This is a genomic window from Isoptericola hypogeus, assembly GCF_039531145.1.
GTDB classification, from domain to species: Bacteria; Actinomycetota; Actinomycetes; order Actinomycetales; family Cellulomonadaceae; genus Isoptericola; species Isoptericola hypogeus.
The window spans coordinates 156042-180742 of record NZ_BAAAPM010000004.1; the positions used below are offsets into that span (position 1 = coordinate 156042).

A 24701-nucleotide genomic window follows, 5' to 3' on the forward strand; every position below is an offset into this window, starting at 1 on the left:
GAACGGTGTTCGCTGTGCGACAGCCTACTAGACTGCGAACGGTGTACACAGACAGCGGGCGACCTCGCAGCATCTGGCTGCGCCCCGAACGGGCCGGCCGGGGGCCCGCGCCCGGGCACGACCGCGCCAGGATCGCGGCTGCCGCGGTCGGCCTGGCCGACGGCGGCGGGCTCGACGACGTCACGATGCGCAGGGTGGCGGCCGCGATCGGCGCCGGGGCCACGGCGCTGTACCGCTACGTCGACGACCGGGACGAGCTGCTCCAGCTCATGGCCGACACGGCCCTCGCCGAGCTCCGGTTCCCGCCGGTCACGGGCGACGCGCACGCCGACCTCCTCGCGCTCGCCCGCGAGCTGGGCACGGTCTGCCGGCGGCACCCCTGGCTGGTCGACCTGCTCCAGGCGCGGTCTCCGATGACGCCGCGAGGCGTGGACTACCTGGAGCACGCCCTCGCGGCGATGCAGCAGGTCGACGCGCCGGGCCGGGCCAAGCTCGAGGCGGTCGCGCTGGTCACGGGCCTGGTCGCGATGGTGTCCCGCACGGAGCTCGCGAACGGAGGATCGAACGGGGAGCGGGAGGCCGCACAGGCGGAGTACCTGCGCGCCGTCGTCGAGAACGGGGAGCACCCGCACCTGGCGGGCGTCGTCGCGTCCTCGGCCCCGGCCGGCGACGGCGAGGACCTGCTCGGCCGGCTCCTGCCGCGGATCCTTTCGGGACTGCTCACGCCGGGCCGGGAGCCCGGCGCAGCCTCCCGACGAGAAAGTCCTCGATCCCGATGAGCTGCGAGCTCGCGCCGACGAACCCGCCGAGCATCCCGCGCGCCTCGTCGGCGTCGACCACGCGGAGCTGGTCCACGCGGTAGTCGACGCCCTTGCGGGTGAGCGTGTAGGAGCCGGCCGCGCGGACGTTCCGGCACCAGTCGACGTCAGCCGCCCAGGGGAGCGGGTGCAGCACGAGCACGTCGCGGTGCTCGGCGATCGCCACGGGCGCGCCGGGCCTCGTGACGGTGGCCGGGTCGATGGGGGCGCGCGCGGCGAACGCGACCACGGGCGTGCGGTACTCGCGCCCGCTCTTGCGGCCGACGTGGTGGAGCGTCGCCCAGGGCGGGACCCGCGACGACAGCTTCAGGGCGTACGGGTTGAAGCGCTTGACGGCCTTCGTGACCGCGGGGGACGTCGCCATGGGTCCATCGTGCGACGTCCGGCCGCCTCGCGCCCCGCGAGGCCGCGACCTGGTTGACTGGCCCGATGGCCGCCTACACCGTCCTGGTCGTCCTGAGCGCGCTGGTCACCGGCCTCGCGGGCGGGGTGTTCTACGCCTTCTCGACGTTCGTGACGGCGGGGCTGCGCCGGTTGGACCCGGGGGACGCCGCGGCCGCGATGGCCGCGATCAACTCCGACGCCGTGCGCCCGCCGTTCATGACGCTGTTCGGCGCGGCGGTGGTGGTGCCCGCGGCGGCGGCGGTCGTCGGGCTCGTCGGCGGGCACGACGGCGCGTGGTTCCTCGCGGCGTCCGCCGCGGTGTCCCTCGCGGGGATGCTCGTCGTCACGGTGGCCGGCAACGTGCCGCTCAACAACGGGTTGATGGCGCACCGTGATGCTGCCGGATGGGCGGCGTTCGACCGTCCGTGGAGCCGGTGGAACCACGTCCGCACGGTCGCCTGCGCGGCGGCGTGCCTGCTCGCGGTCCTGGGGCTGGTGGTCGCGTGAGGATCCGGGACCCGCGCCGGAACAGCCTGCGGGGGTCCGCGGTTGCACGGGGCATGACCACCGACGCGATCTACGGCGACGCCGCCACCATCGACCGGGTCCTCAACGACACGTCCACGTGGGCCGTCGTCGGGCTGTCCACCAACACCGAGCGTGCCGCGTACGGCGTGGCACAGGTGCTGCAGCGCGCCGGCAAGCGGATCGTCCCCGTGCACCCCAGCGCGCCGACCGTGCTCGGCGAGCCCGGCTACGCGACCCTCGCGGAAATCCCGTTCCCCGTCGACGTCGTCGACCTGTTCGTGCGCTCCGAGCTGGCGGGCGACGTCGCCGACCAGGCGATCGCCATCGGCGCGAAAGCGGTGTGGCTCCAGCTCGACGTGATCGACGAGGCCGCCGCCGAACGAGCACGCGCGGCCGGGCTGGACGTGGTGATGGACCGCTGCCCGGCCATCGAGCTGCGGCGACGTGGCGACGAGGAGCAGGACGCATGACCGCGATCGTGGACACGGAGACGACGTTCGGCGCGCGCGCCGCGGACCGTCTGGGGAAGGAGGACGTCGTCTGGCTCGTGACCGTCGACCCGCGCGGCGTCCCGCAGCCGACCCCGGTGTGGTTCTGGTGGGACGGCGACGGCGAGCTGGTGATCAAGTCCCAGCCGGCGACGGCGAAGCTGCGCAACCTGCGGGCCAACCCGGGCGTCGCCGTGCACCTCAACAGCACCCCCTCGGGCGGGGACGTCGTGGTGCTCACAGGGGAGGGGCTGGTCGACGAGACCGGGCTCTCCGCCCCGGAGCGTGCCGGCTACGACGCGAAGTACGCCCGCGGCATCCGGGGCCTCGGCATGACGCCCGACGAGTTCCACGCCGATTACTCCGTCACGGTGCGCGTGCGCCCGAGGCGGCTGCGGGGGTTCTGACGGCGGTCAGCCCCGAGGGGAGAACGTGAGGACGGGGCGACCGGTGCGGGGGTGCGTGAGCACCTCGGTGCGGACGCCGTAGACGGGGTCGAGGACGTCGGGGACGAGCACCTCCCGCACGTCGCCGGCTGCGACGACCCGACCGCCCGCGAGCAGGACGACGTGGTCGCAGTGCTGGGCGGCGAGGTTGAGGTCGTGCAGGGCGGCCAGCACGGTGACGCCGTCGTCCGCCAGCGTTCGCAGCACGCGCAGCGCGTCGAGCTGGGCGGCGACGTCCAGGTGGTTTGTGGGCTCGTCCAGCAGGACGAGCGCGGGCTCCTGCGCGAGGGCGCGGGCCATGTGCACGCGCTGGCGCTCCCCGCCGGAGAGCGTCGTGACCTCGCGGCCCGCGAACTCCGTCAGGCCCACGGCCGCCAGCACCCGGTGCGCGACCTCGCGGTCGGCGTCCGTGTCGCCGGCGAGCATCGACCGGTGCGGGATGCGTCCCAGCAGCACGGCGTCGAGCACCGTGATCGGCAGGTCCGTCGACGCCTCCTGCTCCACCAACGCCAGCACGCGGGCCCGGCGCCGTCGGGGCAGCGCGAGCAGGTCGGTGCCCGCGAAGGTCACGCCGGCCCCGCCGTCGTCGGCGCCCGAGGCGGCGCCGTCGGTCGGCGGCTGCACGCCCGCCAGCACACGCAGCAGGGTCGACTTGCCGGACCCGTTCGGCCCGAGCAGCCCGCTCACCGCGCCGGCGGGAGCCGTGCAGTCCACACCGTCGAGGACCAGCCGGCCCCCGACGGCCCACGACACGCGGGCGGCGTCGAGGCCCTCGGCGACGGCCGAGGCGGCGGCGGTCGACGCGCGGTGCGCGTCCGTCGTCGTGCTCACCCGATCCTCCGCCCTCGCCACAACAACATGGCGAACACCGGCGCGCCGATGGCGGCGGTGACGATGCCGACCGGCACCTCGCGCGGCGCGAAGACGGTCCGCGCCAGGGTGTCGGCCCACACGAGGAACGACGCGCCGCACAGCGCGGACAGCGGCAGCAGCAGCCGGTGCCGGGCGCCGGTGAGCATCCGCACGGCGTGCGGCAGGATCAGCCCGACGAACCCGATCGACCCCGACTGCGACACCAGCGCACCGGTGAGCAGCGCGACGCCGATCAGCAGCAGCCAGCGCACCCGCGCCACCGGCACGCCGAGCGTCGCGGCGGCGGTGTCGCCAAAGGTGAACGCGTCCAGGACCGAGCCGGTCGACGCGAGCAGCGTGCCGAGCACCAGGACGGCGACGCCGGTGATCGCCACCGACGTCCACGTCGCCCCGGCCACGGAGCCCATCAGCCAGGACAGGATCTCGCGGTACGAGTCGCCGGTCGCCGACCAGAAGATGACGAAGCTGGTCGCGGCCGCCGCGAGCTGGCTCACCGCCAGCCCCGCGAGCACGGTGCGGGTCGGCGTGATCGTGCCGATCGCCCCGGCGAGCGCGAGCGCGGCGACGAGCGCCGCGACCGCCCCGCCGAACGCGGCGACCGGGAGCAGCAGCGTCCAGCCCGCCACCAGCACCAGCACCGCGCCCAGCGACGCCCCGGAGGAGAGGCCCAGCAGGTACGGGTCGGCGAGCGGGTTGCGCGTGAGGGACTGCATGACGACGCCGCAGATCGCGAGACCGGCGCCGACGGCCACCGCGGTGAGCACGCGCGGCAGCCGCAGCTGCCAGACCATGCCGTCCTGCAGGGGCCCGAGCGGTTCGGTGCCGAGCAGCCCGCCCAGGCCGAGGTGCCCGGCGATCGACCGCGCGACGTCGGCCACCGACAGCTCCGCCGGCCCGATCGTCACCGCGACCAGCACCGTCGCCACCAGCACCACGGCGGCCGCGGGCAGCCACCACGCGGCCCCGCGCCGTCGGGCCGGCGTGGCGGGCGACGTGAGGGTCTCGACAGGCTCGACCGCCGTGGTCACCGGCCCAGACCCTCCAGGTCTGCCAGCTGGCCCGCGAGGTCGACGACGGCGTCGACGTTGCGCACGCCGGCCTCCGAGGCGGGGAACGGGACGGTGAGGTAGCGCCCCTCGCGGACGGCGGTCATCCGCGCCGTCGCCGCGTTCGACTCCAGCCGCTCGATCTTGGCCTCCGCGGTGTTCCACGTCGCGTCGACGAGGACGATGACGTCGGGGTCGGCGGCGATCGCCTCCTCCCACGCGAACGACGTCCACGTGTCGTCGACGTCGCCCGCGACGTTCTCGAGCCCGACGGCGTCCATGATCATCTGCGGCGCGCCGATGCCGGCGCCCACGTAGGGGATGTCGTCGCCGGAGGAGTACCAGAGCGCGCTGAGCCCGCGTTCGTCGGGGGTCACGGCCTCGAGCGTCGACCGCTGGTCGGCGACCAGCGCGTCGGCGGCGTCGGCGGCGCCGAAGATCTCGCCGACCTCGCCGATCTCCGCGAAGACGTCGTCGAACGTCAGCGGGTCAGGCTGGTAGCCCGGCTCCTTGCAGGCGGACGGCGAGACGTACGTCGCGACGCCGAGCTGCGCCAGGGTGTCGCGGTCGCCCGCCCCCTCGGCGGTGAGGTTCGACTCCCAGCCGGCGTAGACGAGGTCGGGCTCGAGGGAGAGCGTCGCCTCGCTGCCCGGCACCTGGTCCGCCATCGGCTCGGCGACCGCAGGGACCCGGGCCGCCGCGTCCGCGAGCGAGTCGGGCACGGGCCCGTCGAGGAACGCTGAGCCGACGATGCGGTCGCCCAGCCCGAGGGCGAGCAGCATCTCCGTCGTGGACGACTTGATCGTGACGACGCGCTGCGGCGGCGCGTCGAAGGTGACGTCGACGCCGCAGTTGTCGAGGGAGACCGCCGCGGTGCCGGCGGATGTGCCCCCCGTCGGGGCGGCGTCGGCGTCGGACCCGGTGCAGCCGGCGAGCGGCAGCGCGAGGGCAGTCAGGGCGAGGGGCAGCGCGAGGCGGGTGCGGCGAGGCACGCAGGGATCTCCCGTGGTCGTGGGCGGTCTGAGTCCGACGGCGCGCCATCTCGCGCCGGTGGAACCGCAGCCCAATGCCCGGGCCGCGCCGACGGGCCAGAGCGGGCCCGTGATCCGCCGTCGAGCCTAGTACGGCTCACGCCCGGGTCGCGCGCACCAGCAGGTACTCCCAGGTCATGGTGCCGTCGTCGCGCAGGTGCGTGTCGCCCAGCGCTGCGAGAGCGGCGTCGAGCTCGGCCACCCGGGCGGCGTCGTCGCCGAGGTGCCGGTACGTCGCGATCGTCGGTCCGTAGGTCGCCTTGAAGAAGTCCCGGAACTGCGCGCCCGACGAGAACCGGTCCACGACGAGCCCACGCTTCTCGGCCCGGACGCCGGTGACCCGGTCGCCGAAGAGCGCGCGCACGTGCGCCTCGTCGCCCCAGCGCGGCGGCGGCTGCGCACCGGGCGGCGGCGGGGGAGCGAACGGCTTCATGGTCGCGAACATCTGCCCGATGAAGCCGTCCGGCGTCCACGCGACGTTCCCGATCGTGCCGCCGGGCCGGACGACGCGGAGCAGCTCGCCGGCCGCGAGCTGGTGGAACGGCGCGAACATCACGCCCACGCACGACAGCACGACGTCGAACGCGGCGTCGTCGAACGGCAGCGCGTGCGCGTCGGCGACCTCCCAGCGCAGGACGGCGCCGCGCTCCTCGGCGCGCCTCCGCCCGACCTCGAGGAGCTCGGGGGCCAGGTCGGACGCGACCACGTCCGCCCCGGCGAGCGCGGCCGGGATCGCCGCGTTCCCGGTACCGGCGGCGACGTCGAGCACCCGGTCGCCCGGTCCGACGTCGCACGCGGAGACCAGGACGGCGCCGAGCGACGGGATGACCTGGTCCGCGACCGCCGGGTAGTCGCCCGACGCCCAGAGGGCACGGTGCTTGGCGCGGACGCCTTCCAGCAGGTCGGCGGGCGGACCGGCGGGCGGATCGGCCGGCATCGTGCCGGCGTCGGTGAGACTCATGTCAGGCTCCTTCGTCGTGGTACCCCCAGCGGACTCCACGATCCGTTGGGCCGGGCCGTCACCTCCAGTGCCGGATCTGGACCGGATGAAGTCCTGGATCTGTACTGGTCACCGCGGGCGCCCGGGCGTTCACTGGGGGGATGGCGGGCTACGGCCAGTTCTGCCCCGTCGCCAAGGCGATGGAGGTGCTCGACGAGCGCTGGACGCTGCTCGTCGTGCGCGAGCTGCTCGCGGGCAGCACCCGGTTCAACGAGCTGCGCCGCGGGAACCCGAAGATGTCGCCGACGCTGCTGTCCAAGCGGCTGCACACCCTCGAGCGCGCCGGCATCGTGCGGCGCGCCGGGGACGAGGGCCACACCCGCTACCTCCTGACGCCCGCCGGCGAGGAGCTGCGCCCCGTCGTCGAGGCGCTCGGGGCCTGGGGCACGCGGTGGGTCGGCGGGCTGGGCGAGGCCGACCTCGACCCGCACCTGCTGCTGTGGGACATGCGCCGCACCATCCGGGTGGAGGCCTGGCCGCGCGAGCGCACCGTCGTGGCGTTCACGCTGACCGACGTCGCACCCCGCGTCGCGCGGTGGTGGATCGTCGTGCGGGACGGCCAGGTGGAGGTCTGTGACTACGACCCCGGCTTCGACGTCCGCGTGGTCGTGACTACGCCCCTGCGCACGCTCACCCGCCTGTGGCGCGGCGACGTCTCCTGGCCGCGCGCGCTGCGCACCGGGGAGGTGCGGCTCGACGGCGCCGTCGACGCGCGGCGCCAGGTGCCGCGGTGGCTGGGCCAGTCCGTGTTCGCCGGTGTGCGGCGACCCGGCGATGGTGAGGTTCTGGTCGGGTTGTGACGTCGAGGCGGCGCGAGCACTATTGTCCGCGCCATGGCACGACGGCCGCTGGTGGAGGACGTGATCGCGTGGCGGCGTCCGTCGGGGCGCCGAAGGAACGCCCGGTGGGGTGCCGAGACAGCCCTGCTCGGCGCGATGGTGGCCGTCGACTTCGCACTCTCGATCGCCACCTCGGGTGTTCCCGCCTCCGACGCTTCCGGGTTCAGCAGCCGCCGCCCCCGAGTGCCAGCAGACCCGTCGGCGCTGTTGCCCGACCTCCAGTGTCTTGTCGTCGCCGGTACCGCACCCTGGATGCCCGCGACGTGGGCGGACCGGCCGGTGCTTCGCGTGACGCGGGTAAGAACGTGGCTGGCGATGCCCGGGGTGCGCGCCGACGTCGATCTCGACCTCGCCACGCTGGTCCTCGTGTCGCTCGCAGTCGCTCCCGGGGAGCGCAGTCGGCTCAGCCTCGACACGCGCTGCGACGCCACGGTCTCGGGGCCAGGAGCAGAGTTCGTCGTCCAGGGTTCGTGGCTCGCGATCGCCTGGCTCGGCCACGTGGCGGGCTGGCCAGACCCGGGCCTCGTCTGAGTTTCGGCTTCTTACGGAGGTGTGACGGGACGCCGCGGGGCGGACCTGGGCGGCGCCCGCGGCACCGGGTCGGTGGGACGCTGAGGACCATGAGCACGACGACGGAGCGGATCGCGGCCGGGCCGGGCACCGGCCGGCGGCGTGGCGGGTGGTGGGCGGCGCTCGCGGGCGTCGTCGCGGCGGGCGCGGGGCTGGCGCTGGCCGAGCTGCTGGCGGCGTTCGTCGACCCGGCGTCGAGCCCCGTGCTCGCGGCGGGGGCCGCGGTGGTCGACGCCGTCCCGCCCGGTCTGAAGGACCTCGCGATCGCGTGGTTCGGCACCGCGGACAAGGTGGTCCTGCTGGTCTCGATCGGCGTGGTCCTCGCGGCCGGGGCCGCGCTGGCGGGGGTGCTCGAGCAGCGCCGCCCGCCCGCGGGCGTCGTCCTGCTCGGCGCGGTCGGCGTCGTCGCTGGGGTCGTCGCCGCGCTCCGCCCGGGCGCGACGGTGGTCTGGGCCGTGCCGAGCCTGGTCGGCGTCGGCGCCGCGGTGCCGTTGCTCCGGGCCCTGGTCGCCCGCGTGCCGGGCGCGACCGGCAGCGCGGTCGGGGCGGTTCCGGGTGCGCAGGGTGTGGCCCGCAGGGAGTTCCTCGTCTGGACGGGGCTCTCCGCGGCGGCAGGTCTGGTCGCGCTGGGGGCGTCCCGGGCGGTGTCGGCCGGCGGCCGCGCGGTGCAGGCGGTCCGGGAGGCGATCCGGTTGCCCGCGCCCGCGACCACCGCCCCGCCCGTGCCGGCGGGGGCCGAGCTCGACGTCGACGGCCTCGCCACGTACCTCACGCCCAACGAGACCTTCTATCGCATCGACACCGCCCTGCGGGTGCCGCAGGTGAACCCCGAGGACTGGTCGCTCACCGTGACGGGGCTCGTCGACGAGCCGTTCACGATCACGTGGGACGACCTGCTCGCCCTGCCGCTGACGGAGCACCACGTGACGCTCGCCTGCGTCTCCAACCAGGTCGGCGGGGACCTCATCGGCAACGCGCTGTGGCTGGGGTACCCGGTCCGCGAGCTGTTGTCCCGCGCCCGGCCCCAGGCCGGCGCCGACATGGTGCTGTCGCGCTCCGTCGACGGGTTCACCGCCGGCACGCCGCTCGAGGTGCTGCTGGAGGACGACCGCGACTGCCTGCTCGCGGTCGGCATGAACGGCGAGCCGTTGCCGCCCGAGCACGGCTTCCCGGCGCGGCTCGTGGTGCCGGGGCTGTACGGGTACGTGTCGGCGACCAAGTGGGTCACAGAGCTCAAGGTCACGCGGTTCGCCGACGACGAGGCGTACTGGACGCCCCGCGGCTGGTCGGCTCTGGGGCCGATCAAGCTGTCGTCGCGCATCGACGTCCCGCGACCGGGCGACAACCTGGCCGCCGGCACGGTGACCGTCGCGGGCGTGGCGTGGGCGCAGCACACCGGCATCGGGCGCGTCGAGGTACGGGTGGACGACGGCGACTGGGTCGCGGCCGAGGTGGCCGACACGGTCGGGCCGGACACCTGGCGGCAGTGGCGCTACGACTGGGACGCCGCGCCGGGAGACCATCTCGTGGCGGTCCGGGCGACGGACGCCGGCGGCGTCGTGCAGACCGACGCCCAGGCACCGCCCGCGCCCGACGGCGCCACCGGCTGGCACACCATCCCGCTCACGATCATGTGACCCGTGCCCGACTGATCAGGAGGGCGACGACGACGGTCAGCCGCGGGCGGACGCGGCGAGGCGCGCGCCGAACGCGACCAGGACCCCGCCCGTGACCCGGTCGAGCCAGCGCACGGCGTCCGACCGGCGCAGGCGCGGCCCGAGGTAGCCGGCGCCGAGCACCACCGCCGACAGCCAGGCCGTCCCGAGCACGCAGTGCATGAGCGCGAGCAGCACGCCCATCGCGAGCGGGTTCACGCCGTCGGGCACGAACTGCGGGATGGCGGCGACGTAGAACACCCCGACCTTGGGATTCATGAGGTTGGTGCCAAGACCCGTCCCGAAGTCCTTCCAGCGGCTGCCGGCCGGTGGCAGGACACCGGTCTCGGCAGCGTCCGCGCGGGGGCGCCGGAACGACGACCAGATCATGGAGGCGCCGAGCCACACCATGTACGCGGCGCCGGCCACGGTCAGGACGCGGTAGGCCGTCTGGCTCGCGGCGAGGAGCGCGGCGGCGCCCCCGGCCGCGGCTGCGCCCCAGACGAGAGTGCCCAGCTGGATCCCCGCCAGCGCGGCGAAGCCGTGCGCGCGGGAGCGCGCCACCGTGCTGCGCAGCACCAGCGCGGTGTCCAGGCCGGGGACGATCGTCAGCAGCCCGGCGACGAGCGCGAAGGCCAGGACGGCAGAGGTCACGGTCACGTGACGACGATAGCGAGGCCCCGGCTCTCCGGGACCCCGCTTCCGGTCAGCGCACCAGACGGACCTCCGCGAGCCCGCCGAACCGGTCGTCGACGACGCTCGCGCCGTCCGGCGTCGCCGGGCGGACCTGGAAGGGCATGCGCCGGAGCGTACTGGTGGTGGGCACCAGCGTGGGTCTGGAGGACGCGGTCATGTCGTCAGTCGGCCGTGTCGTCAGAAGGGCGGCGGTCCTGGGTCGTCGCCCAGGGGGTCTGCCGGAAGCGAGGTGCCGGCGGCGCCCTCCGCGTCGTCGCCGACGCCTTCGTCGGATGGCAGGAACGGGCGCGGGAGGGTGCGGTGCGTGGAGGTGACCGGGCGGGTGGGAGACGTGCGGTGGACCCTGCCGGTCGGCGAGGTCCACTCGAGCTCGCCGCCGAACGGAGCGTCCGGGGTGCGAACCTGGCGCACCTGCCAGGTCGTCTGATGCTTGGCCGTGTGGTGTCGACGACAGAGATGGGCCAGGTTGTCGGCCGCGGTCGTGCCGCCGTCGGCCCACGCGGTGGTGTGGTCGAGGTCGGTGCGGTAGGCGGCGCGGGTGCAGCCGGGGAAGCGGCAGGTGCGGTCGCGTTCGGCGAGGAGGGCCCTGAGGTCCGCGGGCACGGCGTAGGTGCTGCGGCCCACGGACAGCGGCGTGCCGGTCTCGGGGTGGGTGAGGATGCGCCGGAACGACGGGGCGTGCGCACACAGCGCGCGGGCGGCGTCGGCGTCGATCGGGATGTGCCCGTCGAGCGTGGCGGGGGTCTGCGAGACACCGAGGAGCGTCAGGACGGGCACGGTGACGGTGACCCGGGGGCGGATCGACCTGGCCAGGGGCGCGAGGCTCCCGACGCGCGGGCGTACCTCGTCGTCGAGGGGATCGGCGGGAACGGACGCGGCGGGCGTGCTGGGCGGGTCTTGCGTGCTCCTCGACACGGTTCCGCCGTGCTCACGGTGCGGCCGACGGCCGGCGGCGGAGCCGGCCACGGCCGGCGCGGGCGCGGTGGCGAAGGTCGCGGTGGACAGGTCGAGGGTGCCGTCGTCCAGGAGCAGGTCGGTCAGGACGTCGGCACGCAGCTCGGAGGTCTGACGACCGTCGCCGTCGGCTCGCAGGCGTGCGGCGGTCGCGGCCAGGCGGTCGTCGATGGCGTGGGCGACCACGACGGGCAGGAGCGCCGTGAGCAGGCCATGCCGTCCGAGGCGGGGTCGAGCCATGCACCGCGCTTGGTGCACGCGTCGGCGTGCCGCACGTCCAGCGGGACGGGGTGCACGAGGTCGCGGGCGTCCTGCACGGCGTCGGTGAACTGGGTGGGGGTCATGGTGGCCGCGTCGCTCAGGACCATGGACTCGATCGCGCGCGCCTGGCCCGGGGTCAGCTCCTCGATGTGCCGGGCGAGGATCCCGGCGTGCCGCCACGAGGTGCGGCCGTGCCACAGCGAGGCGAACATCCGGGGCGCGAGGGTGATCAGGGCGTGCGCGTGGTCGACCAGGGTGCCTGCGGCGGTCTCCCCGACCCGCAGGGTCGTGGCCAGGTCCGCGACCACGGCGCGACGCGCGAGCTCCCGACGACGGCCCCTGTCAGCGGCCCGCGCGTGCGGGTCGGAGACATCGATCAGCGCGTCCTCGCCGGCAATGGTCTGCCGTCGTAGCCGCTCGACGAGCGTCGCCTTGACGGCCTCGAGCCGCCCGAGGTCGGCCTGGACCCGCGTGAGCATCGACAACGTCCCGTCAATGTCCGCGGCGGACGCCGGCTGGTGCTCGCGGGGCAGCAGCGCGGCCAGCTCGCCATGCAGAGCGGGGGAGGGGGTCACCCGCCCTGCAGGGCTTCGGGGCCGGGGCGAACCAGGACGGGTCACCCTGGTCGTCTTGTTCGTCATCCAGACCCAGTGCGACGGTCTGCCCCGCGTACCGCTCCGCGGCCACCGTGAAGGCCGGCGTCCCCGTCTCCAGCGCGAGCAGCCGCGCGAGCTCGTCGTCCCAGGAGCGAGTGTCTCGCGTCGGCGCCGCCGGGCCGGGCATCCCGGCACGCCCGGAGGGTTCGCCGGGGCCCTCGGGATACGTCGTCGACATGCCCACAGCCTACCAGGATTCGAACGTGTGTGCTAATGATTTGTCATGCAATACCGCCGAATGTGCCAACGCCTGTCGAACCGCCCAGCCGTCCGTCCGGCGTGGCCGCGGCAGCTCTACCCGGCTGCGCACGAGCTCTACCCGGCTGCGCACGCCGGAGGCCGTGATGCCGCTCGGGCGGAGTTGCACTCCCGGCTACCATGGGATCACAGGCGTCGACCCGGCCATCACCGGCGAGCCTCCGGAAGAACGGAGCGGCCACCGCTCCCAGTAGAACCGGACGGGTAGGCCCGTCACAGCCGTGAACGAGCGGTGGACCTCATGATCGGCCCGAGGTCCGCAAGCGGGGTGGTACCGCGGCACCTGCGTCCTTCGGGGCGGGGGCGTCGTCCTCGCACAGCAGTCCGACGTACCACCGACCGCCAGCTCGTCCGCACAGGAGCCCACCCATGGCCTACCCCCTGCACCGCTCGTCCGACCAGCGCACCGGCGCGGCGTTCGGCATCACCGGCGTCCCCGCGTCGCCGGACCTGCCCGCCATCGAGCGCGAGGTGCTGGAGTTCTGGGCGGCGGACGACACGTTCCGCGCCTCCGTCGCCAAGAACCCGGCGGGCGCCGACGGCAGCAACGAGTTCGTCTTCTACGACGGCCCGCCGTTCGCCAACGGCCTGCCCCACTACGGCCACCTGCTCACCGGGTACGCCAAGGACGTCGTCCCGCGCTACCAGACCATGCGCGGCAAGCACGTCGAGCGCCGCTTCGGCTGGGACACGCACGGCCTGCCCGCCGAGCTCGAGGCCATGAGCCAGCTCGGCATCAAGACCAAGGACGAGATCCTCGAGCTCGGCATCGAGAAGTTCAACGCCGCCTGCCGCGCGTCCGTGCTCAAGTACACCTCCGAGTGGCGCGACTACGTCACCCGGCAGGCACGCTGGGTCGACTTCGACCACGACTACAAGACGCTCAACGTCACCTACATGGAGTCGGTGCTCTGGGGCTTCAAGAAGCTCTACGACAACGGCCTCGTGTACGAGGACTTCCGCGTGCTGCCGTACTGCTGGAACGACCAGACGCCGCTGTCCAACCATGAGCTGCGCATGGACGACGACGTCTACCAGACCCGTCAGGACCCGGCCGTCACCGTCGGCTTCGACGTGGTCTCGACAGGCTCGACCAGCATGGACGGCGACGTCGTGCGCCCCGGGGACAAGCTGCTCGTCTGGACGACGACGCCGTGGACGCTGCCGTCCAACCTGCTGGTCATGGTCGGCGAGGACATCGACTACGTCGTCGTCGAGTCGTCGTTCACCGGCACCCCGCAGCGCTACGTGCTCGCCGAGGCGCGCGTCGACGCGTACGCCCGCGAGCTGACCGACGACGGCGAGGACGCGCCCCGCGTCGTCGGGCGCCTCACCGGCCGCGACCTGCTCCAGACCTCCTACACCCCGCCGTTCTCGTACTACTCCGGGCGCGAGCGCGCGCACCGCGTGGTCGAGGCCGACTTCGTCACGACGACGGACGGCACCGGCCTGGTGCACTCCGCCGGCGCGTTCGGCGAGGACGACAAGATCGTCTGCGACCGCGAGGGCGTCGCGTCGGTGATGCCGGTGGGTGCGGACGGGAAGTTCACGCACCCCGTCGACGAGTACGCGGGCCTGCAGGTCTTCGACGCGAACCTGCCGATCATCGACCACCTCAAGGCGCGCACCCGCGGGGAGGCCGACGCCGGCTCCACGACCGCGGGCACCGTGCTGCTGCGCCGCGAGTCGTACGCGCACTCCTACCCGCACTGCTGGCGCTGCCGGCAGCCCCTGATGTACATGGGCGTGTCCTCGTGGTTCGTCGAGGTCACGAAGATCAAGGAGCGCATGCTCGAGCTCAACCAGGAGATCTCCTGGACGCCGGAGCACATCAAGGACGGCCAGTTCGGCAAGTGGCTCGCGAACGCCCGCGACTGGTCGATCACCCGCAACCGGTTCTGGGGCTCGCCGGTGCCGGTGTGGAAGTCCGACGACCCGGCCTTCCCGCGCATCGACGTCTACGGCTCGCTCGAGGAGATCGAGCGCGACTTCGGCCGCCTGCCCCGGAACGCCGACGGCGAGCCCGACCTGCACCGCCCGTTCGTCGACGACCTGGTGCGCCCCAACCCCGACGACCCCACCGGCAGGTCCACGATGCGCCGCGTGGAGGACGTCATGGACGTGTGGGTCGACTCCGGCTCGATGCCGTACGCCCAGGTGCACTACCCGTTCGAGAACACGGAGTGGTTCGAGAACCACTACCCGGGCGACTTCATCGTCGAGTACATCGGCCAGACGCGCGGCTGGTTCTACACGCTGCACGTGCTCGCCACCGCGTTGTTCGACCGGCCGGCGTTCCGCAGCGCCGTCTCGCACGGCATCGTGCTGGGCTCCGACGGCCGCAAGATGAGCAAGTCGCTGCGCAACTACCCGGACGTGCGGGAGGTGTTCGACCGCGACGGCTCGGACGCGATGCGCTGGTTCCTCATGGCCAGCCCGATCCTGCGCGGCGGAAACCTCGTCGTCACGGAGGAGGGCATCCGCGACGCCGTGCGCCAGGTGCTGCTGCCGCTGTGGAGCACCTACTACTTCTTCACCCTGTACGCGAACAGCGCCGACGACGGACGCGGGTACACGGCGAAGCCGGTGACGGCCGAGCGGGTCGCCGGGCTGCCGGCGCTCGACCGCTACCTGCTGGCCCGCACGCACGACCTCGTCGCGACGGTCACCGCCCAGCTCGACGCGTACGACATCGCCGGCGCGTGCGAGTCCGTGCGTGAGCACCTCGACGTGCTCACCAACTGGTACGTGCGCACCCAGCGCGACCGGTTCTGGGGCGAGGACGCCGACGCCTTCGACACCCTGTACACGGCGCTCGAGGCGCTCACCCGCGTCATGGCGCCGCTCGCGCCGCTGCTGGCGGAGGAGGTCTGGCGCGGCCTCACCGGCGGGCGGTCCGTGCACCTGGCGGACTGGCCCGTGCCCCCGTCGGTCGAGCTTGCCGAGACCACCGGGGTTTCGACGAGCTCAACCACCGACGCCGCGCTGGTGCGCGACGACGAGCTGGTCGCGGCCATGGACGAGGTGCGGGCGGTCGTGTCCAGCGCGCTCGCGCTGCGCAAGGCGAACCAGCTGCGCGTGCGCCAGCCGCTCGCGCGGCTCACCGTCGCCGTCCCAGACCCGGAGGCGCTCGAGGACTACGTCGGCCTGCTGACGAGCGAGCTCAACGTCAAGGCGGTGGACCTGGTCGAGGCGGACGCCGACGCGTCCGCGCGGTTCGGCATCACCGAGCAGCTCGCGGTCAACGCGCGCGCGGCCGGGCCGCGGCTCGGGCGCGGGGTCCAGGCGGTCATCAAGGCCGCCAAGGCGGGCGCGTGGTCGCGGGACGAGAGCGGTGTCGTGGTCGTGACCACCGACGACGGCCCGGTCGAGATGCTGGCGGCCGAGTACGAGCTGACGACCGTCGTCGGCGACGAGGCGGGCGAGAACGTCGCGGCGAGCGTGCTGCCCGGCGGCGGGTTCGTCGTCCTGGACCTGGCGCTCGACGACGCGCTGCGCGCCGAGGGCTACGCCCGCGACGTCATCCGCGACGTGCAGGATGCCCGCAAGGCCGCTGGCCTGGAGGTGAGCGACCGGATCGACCTGGTGCTCGACGTCCCGGCCGAGCACGTGGCCGCCGTCGAGGCGCACCGTGAGCTCATCGCGAGCGAGACGCTCGCCGTCTCGCTCGCCGTGACCGGCGTCGACGGCGCCGAGCGCGCGGTCCAGGTGGCCAAGGCCGGCTGACCCGCCGAACCACCCGTCGCCGAACAGGCGGTTGGCACCGCAATGAGCCCGCCCGGGGCGTCATTGCGTGGCAACCGCCTGTTCGGCGTCAGGAGGGGGTGGCGTTCCGTCCCTCGGCCGCGCGCCGGCGTTCGAGCCCGTCGAGCACGAGGTCGAGCGCGAAGACGAACTCCGCGTCGTCGTCGCACCCCCCGAGCGCGCCGTCGTGCGTCACGGCGACGGCGAGCTCCGCCAGTCGCGGGTGCGTGCGCGCCAGGACCGCCGCGGTCGCCGCCGCCTCCTCGGGCGTCGCGTCCCCGCCGTCGTCGTAGAGGTCCTGGCTGAAGCCCAGCACCCGGCTGCCGAGCGCGTGGATCGCGTGGTGGGTGAGGTCGACGCCGAGCCCGCCGTCGCGCAGGATGCCGAGCAGCGTGTCCAGGTGCCGCAGCTCCGCGGGGGTGGGCTCCGTGCGCGCCTTGCGCACCGCCGCGGTCCACGGGTGCCGCAGCATCGTCGCGCGGGCGGCGAGCATCGTCGCCCGCGCGGACGCCTGCCACCCGCCGGCGTCGGTCACCGGCTCGATCTGCGCGACCACCGCGTCGGTCATGGCATCGAGCAGCGCGTCCTTGCCGTCGACGTGCCGGTAGATCGACATCGGGTCGACGCCCAGCTCCTGGCCGAGCCGGCGCATGCTCACGGCGTCCAGGCCCTCCGCGTCGGCGAGGTCGACCGCGGCGGCGACGACGCGCTCCCTGGTGAGGCGTGCGGGCCGCGTCGGGGCCGTCGGGGCAGTGCTCCTGTTCGTTCTGGCCATCCGCGAACCTTAACCCTGGCGGTGTCTACACCGTAGGTCTACAGTGTAGGTCTACGGCGTAGACATCCGCAGTTCCCCGTCGATGCACCTGGAGGCCGCCATGGACACCACCCGACCCGTCGAGGACCGCCCGCCGTGGGTGCCGCCGCGCTGGTTCGTCCGCTCCGCGTGGGCGTTCCAGCGCGGGGCCTACCGCCTCACGGGCGGGCGGTACCCGCTGAAGAGGCCCGGACGGGGGAAGGCCGGCCTGCTTCGGGTGCGCACCGTGGGGCGCAGGTCCGGGCAGGAGCGGGCCGTGATCGTCGCGTACGTCGAGGACGGCCCGCGGTATGTCACGCTCGCCATGAACGGCTGGGGCGACCCGCCGCCCGCGTGGTGGCTCAACCTGCGGGCCGCGCCGGAGGCCGAGATCGACACGGTCGACGGCCCGCGCAGCGTCCGCGCGCACGACGCCGCGGGCGAGGAGCGCGAGCGGCTCTGGACGCTCGTCGGGCGGCACCGGGGCTGGGGCGAGATCGACCGGTTCGCCGCGCACCGCGCGCGCGAGACCCCGGTCGTCGTGCTCGAGACGCGCTGACTCACGCACCGCCTATCCTCGGAGCGTGAGCCCCGACCCCCAGAAGAAGCCCTCGTCCGACGCGCGCAAGACCCGGGCCGACGAGCGCAGGAGCGCCCGGCAGGCCGCGGACGACGCCGTCGCCGCCGAGTCGTTGCGCGAGGTGTACGCGGAGATCATGTCGCGGGCGCCGGAGCACGACATCGATCCGACGCTCGACCGGGTGCAACGCGTCCTCGAGCTGCTGGGCGACCCGCAGCGCGCGTTCCGCACGATCCACCTGACGGGGACGAACGGCAAGTCGTCGACGGCCCGCATGGCCGAGCGGCTCGTGCGCGAGCACGGCCTGCGCACCGGCCTGTTCACCTCCCCCCACCTGACGAGCGTCACCGAGCGCATCCAGATCGACGGCGAGGCGCTCGACGCCGCCCGCTTCGTGGAGGTGTTCCAGGACGTCGCCCCGTACGTCGGCGTGGCCGACCGGGAGTCGCAGGAGGCCGGCGGGCCGCGGCTGAGCTTCTTCGAGGTGCTCACCGTGATGGCGGTCGCCGCCTTCGCGGACGCGCCCGTCGACGTCGCCGTGATCGAGGTCGGCATGGGCGGGCGCTGGGACTCGACGAACGTCGTGGACGGCGAGGTCGCCGTCCTCACGCCGGTGGGGATCGACCACGAGCGGTGGCTCGGCTCGACCCTCGCCGAGATCGCCGGCGAGAAGGTCGGGATCGTCAAGCAGGGCGCGACGGTCGTCAGCGCCGCGCAGCAGGTGGTGGTGGACGAGATCCTCCGGGAGCGCGCGACCGAGACGTCCGCGCACCTGCTGCGCGAGGGCGTCGAGCTCGAGGTCGCGGGCCGCCGGGTGGCGGTCGGCGGGCAGCTCGTCGACCTGCGCACGACCGCGGGTCTCTACACCGAGGTCTTCGTGCCCCTGCACGGCGAGCACCAGGCGCACAACGCGCTGCTGGCCCTGTCCGCCGTCGAACAGTTCCTGGGCGGCCGGGCGCTGGACGGGGGGCTGGTGGAGGCGGCGTTCGCGGACGTCGCCGTCCCCGGCCGCCTCGAGCTGGTGCGCTCCAGCCCGACGGTGCTCGTCGACGCGGCGCACAACCCGCACGGTGCGCAGGCTCTCGTCGACGCGCTCGAGGAGGCCTTCGACCTGCGCGCGGTCGTGGGCGTCGTCGGCGTGATGGCGGACAAGGACGTCGAGGGGCTGCTCGCCACGCTGGAGCCCGCGTTCGCGCACGTGGTCCTGACCCGGAACTCGTCCGACCGCTCCGCCGACCCGGAGGACCTGGCCACCGTGGCGCGGGAGATCTTCGGCGCCGACCGCGTCCACACGTCGGAGCGTCTCGACGAGGCGCTCCAGGTCGCCACCGACCTCGCGGAGCGCGACGACCGGGTGGGCGTGGGCACCGGGCGCGGCGTCGTCGTCACCGGCTCGGTGATCACGGTGGCCGACGCGCGGCTGCTCCTCGGGCGGGGGTGAACACCCCGCCCGGCTCGTGCGTGCGCCCGCGCCGCGGTGTTGGATGGTGCCTGGTCACGGCTCCCGTCCGTGACGACGAGGTCACGGACGGGCCTGCCGCGCCGCGGACGAGGAGGAGGCATCTCATGAAGAAGCTGCTCGACGACCCGGCGGACGCGGTCGTCGACTCGTTGACGGGGTTCGGGCTCGCGCATGCCGACGTGGTCGAGGTGCACGCCGACCCCGTCCACGTCACCCGCGCGGGGGGTCCCGTGGCGGGCAAGGTCGGGCTGGTCAGCGGCGGAGGTTCGGGGCACGAGCCGCTGCACGCCGGGTTCGTGGGCGACGGCATGCTCGACGCCGCCGTGCCGGGCGCCGTGTTCACCTCGCCGACCCCGGACCAGATCCTGCCGGCGATCCAGGCGGCGGACGCCGGCGCCGGCGTCCTGACGATCGTCAAGAACTACACGGGCGACGTGCTCAACTTCGAGACCGCCGTCGAGCTGGCCGAGGCCGAGGGGGTCGAGGTCGCGAGCGTCCTCGTCAACGACGACGTCGCGGTCGAGGACTCCCTGTACACGGCCGGGCGCCGGGGCGTCGCGGGCACGGTCCTCGTGGAGAAGATCGCCGGTGCCGCCGCGGTGCGCGGCGACGACCTCGCGGGGGTCGCGGCGGTGGCGGAGCGCGTCGTGGCGAACGTCCGGTCGATGGGCGTGGCGCTGACCGCCTGCACCGTGCCGCACGTGGGCCGGCCCAGCTTCGACCTCGGCGAGGACGAGGTCGAGATCGGCATCGGCATCCACGGCGAGCCGGGCCGGCACCGGGTGGCCATGGCGCCCGCGGCCGAGATCGCCCGCAGCCTGCTCGACCCGGTCGCCGACGACCTGGGCCTCGCCGACGGCGAGCGCGTGCTGCTGCTCGTCAACGGGATGGGCGGCACGCCGCTGTCCGAGCTCTACGTCGTCTATGGTCGGGCGCGCAGGCTGCTGACCGAGCGCGGGGTCACCGTCTCCCGCTCGCTCGTCGGCAACTACGTGACGTCCCTGGAGATGCAGGGCGCGTCGGTGACCGTGCTGCGGCTGGACGACGAGCTGCAGGAGCTGTGGGACGCGCCCGTGCGGACCGCGGCGCTGCACTGGTGACGGGCGTCCGACCCGGCGTACGACGACGGTGACTCGGAGAGGGAGGCAGGCGGTCATGGGGCTCGACGTGGTGTGGGCGGAGCGCTGGGTGCGACGCACGGCCGAGGCCGTGGCCGGCGCGAAGGACGAGCTCACGGAGCTCGACCGGCAGATCGGGGACGGCGACCACGGGGAGAACCTCCACCGCGGCTTCCAGGCGGTGATCGCGAAGCTCGACGAGCCGGACGCCCCCGAGCGCACCGAGGTCGGGGACGTGCTCAAGCTCGTGGCCACCACCCTCATGTCCAAGGTCGGCGGCGCCTCCGGCCCGCTGTACGGCACGGCGTTCCTGCGGGCGGCCAAGCGCTCGGCCCGGCCCGAGGTCGACACGTCGGGAGTCGTGGTGCTGCTGGAGGCGGCGCTGGAGGGCGTGACGTCGCGCGGCAAGGCCACCCCGGGCGAGAAGACGATGGTCGACGCGCTCACGCCGGCCGTGGAGGCCGCGAACGCGGCGGTCGAGGCCGGGCAGGGGCCGGTCGAGGCGCTGCGGGCGGCCGCCGAGGCGGCGGACGCGGGAGCCCTGGCGACCGTGCCGATGGTCGCGACCAAGGGCCGCGCGTCCTACCTGGGGGAGCGCAGCGCGGGCCACGAGGACCCCGGCGCGCGCTCGACGGCGCTCATCCTCGCGGCCGCGCTCGACGCGGCGCTCGCGGGGGCGGACGGGGAGTGAGCGTCGCCCTGCTGCTCGTCTCGCACTCCGTCCGGCTCGCGCAGGGGGCGGCCGAGCTGGCGCGCGAGATGGCGCCCGACGTCGTCGTGGAGTGCGCGGCCGGCGACGTCGACGGCGGGCTCGGCACGTCGCTGGAGAAGGTGGAGTCGATGCTCGCTCGGATCCTGGCCGACGGTGCCCCGGGGGTCGTCGTGCTGGCCGACCTCGGCTCGGCGGTGCTGACCGTCGAGTCGGCGCTCGAGATGGTGGAGGAGCTGGCCGACCGGGTCCGGCTCGCGTCGGCACCCTTCGTCGAGGGGGCCGTGGCGGCCGCGGTCACGGCCCAGCAGGGCGGCGGGCTGGCGGCGGTCCTCGAGGCCGCCGAGGGTGCCGTCCGGTCGATCGGGCCGCGGCCGGTGGTGGAGCTCGTCGAGACGGGGCCGACGCCGGACGACGGTCCCGCAGGCACGAGCGTCGCGGGCGAGGTCGTCGGCGTCGTCGGGGCGCCGTTGCACGGCGAGGGCGTCGCGACGGCGCACGCGGTCGTGCGCAACCCGCTGGGGCTGCACGCGCGGCCGGCGGCGCTGGTGGCGCGCACCGCGGCGTCGTTCGGGATCCCCGTGCGGATCCAGGGGGTGGACGCGACGAGCGTGCTGCAGCTCATGGCCCTGGGCACCGAGGCGGGCACGAGGCTGGAGGTCGCGGCGCAGGGCGCGCGCGCCGAGACGGCCGTCGCCAGCCTGGTCGGGCTCATCGAGGGCGGGTTCGGCGAGGCCTGAGCCGGAACGCAGCGGAGGGTGAGGGCCGAGGAACGAGGCACTCGCCCGCAGCGGAGTGCAGGCACAGGCCGACCGGCAGCACGAGGGCATAGCGGCCCGTGTGACCGCTCTCACGCCGGATTGCAGTTGGTGCAATATTGCAGAGGGTGCATCATTGTCCGGTGACCGCACCCCCTGCCCCCGGCGACGTCGGGCTCCGTGAGCGCAAGAAGCGCGCGCGGGCCGACGCCATCGTCGACGCCGCGCAGCGTCTCGTGCTGGCGCGCGGCCTCGACGCGGTCACGGTCGAGGAGATCGCGGAGGCCGCGCAGATCTCGCCGCGCACGTTCTTCAACTATTTCGAGACGAAGGACGATGCGGTGCTCGGCCAGGGCTCGTTCGAGCTCGACGCCGAGGTGCGTGAGGCGTTCGCGGCCGGCGGCCCCACGGGGCGCCTGTCCGCCGACGTCGAGGTCCTCGTGCGCTCGATGCTCGGGGCGTTCGCCGGCACCGGGCATCACCAGGCCGAGCAGGTCCTGGAGATCCTGCAGCTCGAGCCGCGGCTGCTCGGCCGGCACTTCGCCTGGTTCGAGCGACACAAGTCCCAGGTCGTGGCGCTCTTCGACCGGCGCCACACCTCGGCGCCGCTGCCCGCCGACGCCGAGGTGTGCGCCATGGTCGTCTTCGTCCTCGCGCGGGCCGCGATGGACGACTGGGGCCGCACCGGGCACACGGGCGACGTCGTCGACCACGTGCCGCACGTCACCCGCCAGCTCGCCGCCATCCTCACGGCGTGACCCGCCCGGTGCCCCGGCACCGTGACGCGCCGTCCCTCCCAGCCCCCCGTTCAGACCCCGCGCCCCGCGCGCACCGATCCGAGGTGTCCCCATGAGTCACGCCGCCCCCGCCGGGCCGGACAAGCCGCTCGTCGTCCTGACGCAGCGCACCATCTGGCTGATCTTCGGCGCCCTGATGGCGTCGATGTTCCTGTCCTCCCTCGACCAGACGATCGTCGGCACCGCGATGCCCACGATCGTCGGCGACCTGCACGGCGTCGAGCACCAGGGGTGGGTCATCACGGCCTACATCCTTGCCGTCGCCATCGGCATGCCCCTGTACGGCAAGTTCGGCGACCTGTACGGGCGTCGCTGGCCGTTCCTCGTCGCCATCGGCCTGTTCACCGTCGCGTCCGTGGGCGCCGGCTTCGCCGACTCGATGCTGTCCCTCGTGCTGTGGCGCGCGGTGCAGGGCCTCGGCGGCGGCGGGCTGATGATCCTGTCGCAGTCGATCATCGCCGACATCGTGCCCGCCTCCGAGCGCGGCAAGTACATGGGCCCGCTCGGCGCGCTCTTCGGTATCTCCGCCGTCCTCGGCCCGCTCCTGGGCGGCTGGCTCACCGAGGGCCCGGGCTGGCGCTGGGCGTTCTGGCTCAACATCCCCGTCGGCATCGCGGCGTTCGCCATCGCGTGGTTCGCGCTGAAGCTCCCGTCGCACCGCTCGGACCGTCCGGTCGACTGGGCCGGCATCGTCTCGATGGCCGTCGCCACCACCGGCATCGTGCTCGTCACGAGCTGGGAGTCGCTGTCCTCCCAGGGCTACGACTGGTCCGACTGGCGCCTGTCCGGCCTGGCCGTCATCACGCTCGCCGCGGTCGCCGCGTTCATCGTGGCCGAGCTGCTCGCCAAGGAGCCGCTGATCCCGCTGCGGCTGTTCAAGAACCGCACCTTCACCATCACGACGCTCATCGGCCTGGTGCTCGGTATGGGCATGTTCTCGGCGATGGCGATGATCCCGACGTTCCTGCAGATGTCGACCGGCGCCGGCGTGACCGAGTCCGGCTGGCTGATGCTCCCGATGATGGCCGGCATGATGCTGACCTCCATCGTCTCGGGTGTCGCGATCTCGAAGACCGGCCGGTACAAGGTGTACCCGGTCGTGGGGCTGGCCGTCGTCGCGCTGACCATGGCCTGGATGACGACCCTCTCGGGCGACATGTCGATGTGGACCTTCGGGGCCATGATCTTCACGCTCGGCGCCGGAATGGGCCTGGTGATGCAGACCGTCGTGCTCGCCGTCCAGAACGCCGTCGACCCGCACGAGCTCGGCACCGCGACCAGCGCGAACAACTTCTTCCGCGAGATCGGCGCGGCCGTGGGCACCGCGCTGTTCACGACGATCTTCACGACGCGCCTCACGGAGAACCTCACGCAGGTGTTCACGGGCGTGCCCGCCGGGGCCGGCGGGGCGGAGTCGAGCCTCACCCCGGGTGCGGTCCAGGACCTGCCCGAGCCGCTGAAGTCGGGCGTCATCGACGCCTACGCCGACGCCCTCGCGCCGTCGTTCTGGTACCTGCTGCCGCTCGTCCTGGTCGGGCTCGTCCTCGCGTTCTTCCTGCCGGTGATCAAGCTCTCCGACGTCGCCGGCATGGTGGCGCGCGGCGAGGCGGTCACCGACCCCGCCAAGGCCCACCCCGGCGACGAGGTGCTCCTCACCGAGGGGACCGACGCCGCCCGGGCGGACGACGACGACCCCTCGGCACGCGAACGCGCGGATATCGTGGGGTCGTGAGCAAGGACGACCGCCCCCGCCCGGGGGACACGATCAAGCCCCGCAAGCCGGCCAAGGTGCAGTTCACCGCGATGATGCTGCAACTGGAGGCGTTCGTGGTGCTGTTCGCGGGGTTCGCCCTGTACGGCCTGCGCAACGACCCCGGCTACGAGCGGGGGCCGTTCGTGATCGAGTCGACCGCGGCGATGTGGTCGGTCGTCGGGGTGCTGTTCGTGGTGCTGTGGGTCCTGTCGCGCATGATGGGCACGGCCGTCGGGTACGTCGCCGCGACGGCCGTGCAGGTGCCCGTCCTCGCGATGGGCCTGCTGCTGCCGATGATGTTCGTCGTCGGTGCGGTCTTCGTCGTCATGTGGGTGGTGTCGCTGAGCCTCGGCGGCCGGATCGACCGGGAGCGCGCGGCGTACGACGCCGAGCACCCCGAGACCGCGCCGAACGTCTGACCGGAGCACCGTCGAAACCGGCGCGTGACCTCGAAGGTCGCCCACCGCCGACCTGACCTTCCAGA

25 protein-coding genes are annotated in these 24701 nt (G+C 73.9%); 16 read left to right on the plus strand and 9 right to left on the minus strand.

Annotated features, from left to right (window positions below; translation table 11 throughout):
• Positions 1-41 precede the first annotated feature (41 nt).
• Positions 42-779: a TetR/AcrR family transcriptional regulator gene (locus tag ABD254_RS12070; protein ID WP_344248665.1), complete on the plus strand. Its 738-nt coding sequence runs from the start codon at positions 42-44 to the stop codon at positions 777-779.
• Here ABD254_RS12070 and ABD254_RS12075 read toward each other — a convergent pair.
• Positions 721-1182 carry a PNPOx family protein gene (locus tag ABD254_RS12075; RefSeq protein WP_344248666.1) on the minus strand — a complete coding sequence of 154 codons (462 nt, stop codon included), beginning with the start codon at positions 1180-1182 and terminating at the stop codon, positions 721-723. The two genes, ABD254_RS12070 and ABD254_RS12075, sit on opposite strands and share 59 nt — an antisense overlap.
• A gap of 65 nt (positions 1183-1247) precedes the next feature.
• Between ABD254_RS12075 and ABD254_RS12080 the strand changes: the two genes are divergently transcribed.
• From ABD254_RS12080 to ABD254_RS12090, 3 genes are read left to right on the plus strand one after another with little or no spacing between them, the layout of a single operon-like run.
• Positions 1248-1709: an anthrone oxygenase family protein gene (locus ABD254_RS12080; protein ID WP_344248667.1), complete on the plus strand. Its 462-nt coding sequence runs from the start codon at positions 1248-1250 to the stop codon at positions 1707-1709.
• Positions 1710-1762: 53 nt separating this feature from the next.
• Positions 1763-2200, plus strand: a complete 438-nt coding sequence (locus tag ABD254_RS12085; protein ID WP_344248668.1) for a CoA-binding protein — start codon at positions 1763-1765, stop codon at positions 2198-2200.
• Positions 2197-2625 carry a TIGR03667 family PPOX class F420-dependent oxidoreductase gene (locus tag ABD254_RS12090; protein WP_344248669.1) on the plus strand — a complete coding sequence of 143 codons (429 nt, stop codon included), beginning with the start codon at positions 2197-2199 and terminating at the stop codon, positions 2623-2625. The genes ABD254_RS12085 and ABD254_RS12090 overlap by 4 nt, the downstream gene beginning before the upstream one ends.
• 6 nt (positions 2626-2631) lie before the next feature.
• Here the strand turns inward: ABD254_RS12090 and ABD254_RS12095 are convergent, their stop codons facing one another.
• From ABD254_RS12095 to ABD254_RS12110, 4 genes are all read right to left on the minus strand, one after another.
• Complete coding sequence (locus tag ABD254_RS12095; protein ID WP_344248670.1) at positions 2632-3495, minus strand: putative F420-0 ABC transporter ATP-binding protein; 864 nt, start codon at positions 3493-3495, stop codon at positions 2632-2634.
• Entirely contained in the window at positions 3492-4565 is a 1074-nt protein-coding gene (locus ABD254_RS12100; RefSeq protein WP_425553756.1) for a putative F420-0 ABC transporter permease subunit, read from the minus strand. The genes ABD254_RS12095 and ABD254_RS12100 overlap by 4 nt, the downstream gene beginning before the upstream one ends.
• A complete protein-coding gene (locus tag ABD254_RS12105) occupies positions 4562-5575 on the minus strand; it encodes a putative F420-0 ABC transporter substrate-binding protein (RefSeq protein WP_344248671.1) in 1014 nt (337 codons plus the stop codon). Before ABD254_RS12105 ends, ABD254_RS12100 begins: the two co-directional genes overlap by 4 nt.
• 136 nt (positions 5576-5711) lie before the next feature.
• Entirely contained in the window at positions 5712-6575 is an 864-nt protein-coding gene (locus tag ABD254_RS12110; RefSeq protein WP_344248672.1) for a class I SAM-dependent methyltransferase, read from the minus strand.
• A 140-nt stretch (positions 6576-6715) separates the two neighbouring features.
• Between ABD254_RS12110 and ABD254_RS12115 the strand changes: the two genes are divergently transcribed.
• From ABD254_RS12115 to ABD254_RS12125, 3 genes are all read left to right on the plus strand, one after another.
• Positions 6716-7414 carry a winged helix-turn-helix transcriptional regulator gene (locus ABD254_RS12115; protein ID WP_344248673.1) on the plus strand — a complete coding sequence of 233 codons (699 nt, stop codon included), beginning with the start codon at positions 6716-6718 and terminating at the stop codon, positions 7412-7414.
• A 33-nt stretch (positions 7415-7447) separates the two neighbouring features.
• Entirely contained in the window at positions 7448-7984 is a 537-nt protein-coding gene (locus tag ABD254_RS12120; protein ID WP_344248674.1) for a hypothetical protein, read from the plus strand.
• Positions 7985-8073: 89 nt separating this feature from the next.
• The gene (locus tag ABD254_RS12125; RefSeq protein ID WP_344248675.1) at positions 8074-9660 is read left to right on the plus strand and encodes a molybdopterin-dependent oxidoreductase; all 1587 of its coding nucleotides are present in this window, start codon (positions 8074-8076) and stop codon (positions 9658-9660) included.
• A gap of 36 nt (positions 9661-9696) precedes the next feature.
• Here the strand turns inward: ABD254_RS12125 and ABD254_RS12130 are convergent, their stop codons facing one another.
• The 3 genes from ABD254_RS12130 to ABD254_RS12140 form a co-directional block, all read right to left on the minus strand.
• Positions 9697-10338: a LysE family translocator gene (locus ABD254_RS12130; RefSeq protein WP_344248676.1), complete on the minus strand. Its 642-nt coding sequence runs from the start codon at positions 10336-10338 to the stop codon at positions 9697-9699.
• 213 nt (positions 10339-10551) lie between these two features.
• Entirely contained in the window at positions 10552-11514 is a 963-nt protein-coding gene (locus ABD254_RS12135; protein WP_344248776.1) for an HNH endonuclease signature motif containing protein, read from the minus strand.
• On the minus strand, positions 11412-12164 hold the full coding sequence (locus tag ABD254_RS12140) for a DUF222 domain-containing protein (protein WP_344248677.1): 753 nt from the start codon (positions 12162-12164) through the stop codon (positions 11412-11414). The genes ABD254_RS12135 and ABD254_RS12140 overlap by 103 nt, the downstream gene beginning before the upstream one ends.
• A gap of 708 nt (positions 12165-12872) precedes the next feature.
• Here ABD254_RS12140 and ileS point away from each other — a divergent pair.
• Positions 12873-16229 (plus strand): isoleucine--tRNA ligase, encoded by a 3357-nt coding sequence (gene ileS / locus ABD254_RS12145; RefSeq protein ID WP_344248678.1) that lies wholly within the window; start codon positions 12873-12875, stop codon positions 16227-16229.
• A gap of 88 nt (positions 16230-16317) precedes the next feature.
• On the opposite strand, the gene ABD254_RS12150 is transcribed toward ileS, so the two are convergent.
• A complete protein-coding gene (locus ABD254_RS12150) occupies positions 16318-17022 on the minus strand; it encodes a TetR/AcrR family transcriptional regulator (RefSeq protein WP_344248679.1) in 705 nt (234 codons plus the stop codon).
• Positions 17023-17122: 100 nt separating this feature from the next.
• Between ABD254_RS12150 and ABD254_RS12155 the strand changes: the two genes are divergently transcribed.
• The 8 genes from ABD254_RS12155 to ABD254_RS12190 all read left to right on the plus strand — a co-directional run bounded on the left by ABD254_RS12155 (position 17123) and on the right by ABD254_RS12190 (position 24636).
• A complete protein-coding gene (locus ABD254_RS12155; protein WP_344248680.1) occupies positions 17123-17599 on the plus strand; it encodes a nitroreductase/quinone reductase family protein in 477 nt (158 codons plus the stop codon).
• 25 nt (positions 17600-17624) lie between these two features.
• Positions 17625-19061 carry a bifunctional folylpolyglutamate synthase/dihydrofolate synthase gene (locus ABD254_RS12160; RefSeq protein ID WP_425553757.1) on the plus strand — a complete coding sequence of 479 codons (1437 nt, stop codon included), beginning with the start codon at positions 17625-17627 and terminating at the stop codon, positions 19059-19061.
• 125 nt (positions 19062-19186) lie between these two features.
• Positions 19187-20182 carry a dihydroxyacetone kinase subunit DhaK gene (dhaK, locus tag ABD254_RS12165; protein WP_344248681.1) on the plus strand — a complete coding sequence of 332 codons (996 nt, stop codon included), beginning with the start codon at positions 19187-19189 and terminating at the stop codon, positions 20180-20182.
• A 55-nt stretch (positions 20183-20237) separates the two neighbouring features.
• A complete protein-coding gene (dhaL, locus tag ABD254_RS12170) occupies positions 20238-20891 on the plus strand; it encodes a dihydroxyacetone kinase subunit DhaL (protein ID WP_344248682.1) in 654 nt (217 codons plus the stop codon).
• Positions 20888-21649 carry a dihydroxyacetone kinase phosphoryl donor subunit DhaM gene (dhaM, locus tag ABD254_RS12175; RefSeq protein WP_344248683.1) on the plus strand — a complete coding sequence of 254 codons (762 nt, stop codon included), beginning with the start codon at positions 20888-20890 and terminating at the stop codon, positions 21647-21649. The genes dhaL and dhaM overlap by 4 nt, the downstream gene beginning before the upstream one ends.
• A 161-nt stretch (positions 21650-21810) precedes the next feature.
• Positions 21811-22425, plus strand: a complete 615-nt coding sequence (locus ABD254_RS12180) for a TetR/AcrR family transcriptional regulator (RefSeq protein ID WP_344248684.1) — start codon at positions 21811-21813, stop codon at positions 22423-22425.
• Positions 22426-22516: 91 nt separating this feature from the next.
• Positions 22517-24196, plus strand: coding sequence for an MDR family MFS transporter (locus ABD254_RS12185; protein ID WP_344248685.1), 1680 nt, complete (start codon positions 22517-22519; stop codon positions 24194-24196).
• Complete coding sequence (locus tag ABD254_RS12190; RefSeq protein WP_344248686.1) at positions 24193-24636, plus strand: DUF4233 domain-containing protein; 444 nt, start codon at positions 24193-24195, stop codon at positions 24634-24636. The genes ABD254_RS12185 and ABD254_RS12190 overlap by 4 nt, the downstream gene beginning before the upstream one ends.
• Positions 24637-24701: the final 65 nt, after the last annotated feature.

Coding starts and splice junctions, on each gene's coding strand:
- ABD254_RS12075 (WP_344248666.1), bottom strand. CDS start 1,182: ATGGCGACGTCCCCCGCGGTCACGAAGGCCGTCAAGCGCTTCAACCCG.
- ABD254_RS12080 (WP_344248667.1), top strand. CDS start 1,248: ATGGCCGCCTACACCGTCCTGGTCGTCCTGAGCGCGCTGGTCACCGGC.
- ABD254_RS12085 (WP_344248668.1), top strand. CDS start 1,763: ATGACCACCGACGCGATCTACGGCGACGCCGCCACCATCGACCGGGTC.
- ABD254_RS12090 (WP_344248669.1), top strand. CDS start 2,197: ATGACCGCGATCGTGGACACGGAGACGACGTTCGGCGCGCGCGCCGCG.
- ABD254_RS12110 (WP_344248672.1), bottom strand. CDS start 6,575: ATGAGTCTCACCGACGCCGGCACGATGCCGGCCGATCCGCCCGCCGGT.
- ABD254_RS12115 (WP_344248673.1), top strand. CDS start 6,716: ATGGCGGGCTACGGCCAGTTCTGCCCCGTCGCCAAGGCGATGGAGGTG.
- ABD254_RS12120 (WP_344248674.1), top strand. CDS start 7,448: ATGGCACGACGGCCGCTGGTGGAGGACGTGATCGCGTGGCGGCGTCCG.
- ABD254_RS12125 (WP_344248675.1), top strand. CDS start 8,074: ATGAGCACGACGACGGAGCGGATCGCGGCCGGGCCGGGCACCGGCCGG.
- ileS (WP_344248678.1), top strand. CDS start 12,873: ATGGCCTACCCCCTGCACCGCTCGTCCGACCAGCGCACCGGCGCGGCG.
- ABD254_RS12150 (WP_344248679.1), bottom strand. CDS start 17,022: ATGGCCAGAACGAACAGGAGCACTGCCCCGACGGCCCCGACGCGGCCC.
- ABD254_RS12155 (WP_344248680.1), top strand. CDS start 17,123: ATGGACACCACCCGACCCGTCGAGGACCGCCCGCCGTGGGTGCCGCCG.
- dhaK (WP_344248681.1), top strand. CDS start 19,187: ATGAAGAAGCTGCTCGACGACCCGGCGGACGCGGTCGTCGACTCGTTG.
- dhaL (WP_344248682.1), top strand. CDS start 20,238: ATGGGGCTCGACGTGGTGTGGGCGGAGCGCTGGGTGCGACGCACGGCC.
- ABD254_RS12185 (WP_344248685.1), top strand. CDS start 22,517: ATGAGTCACGCCGCCCCCGCCGGGCCGGACAAGCCGCTCGTCGTCCTG.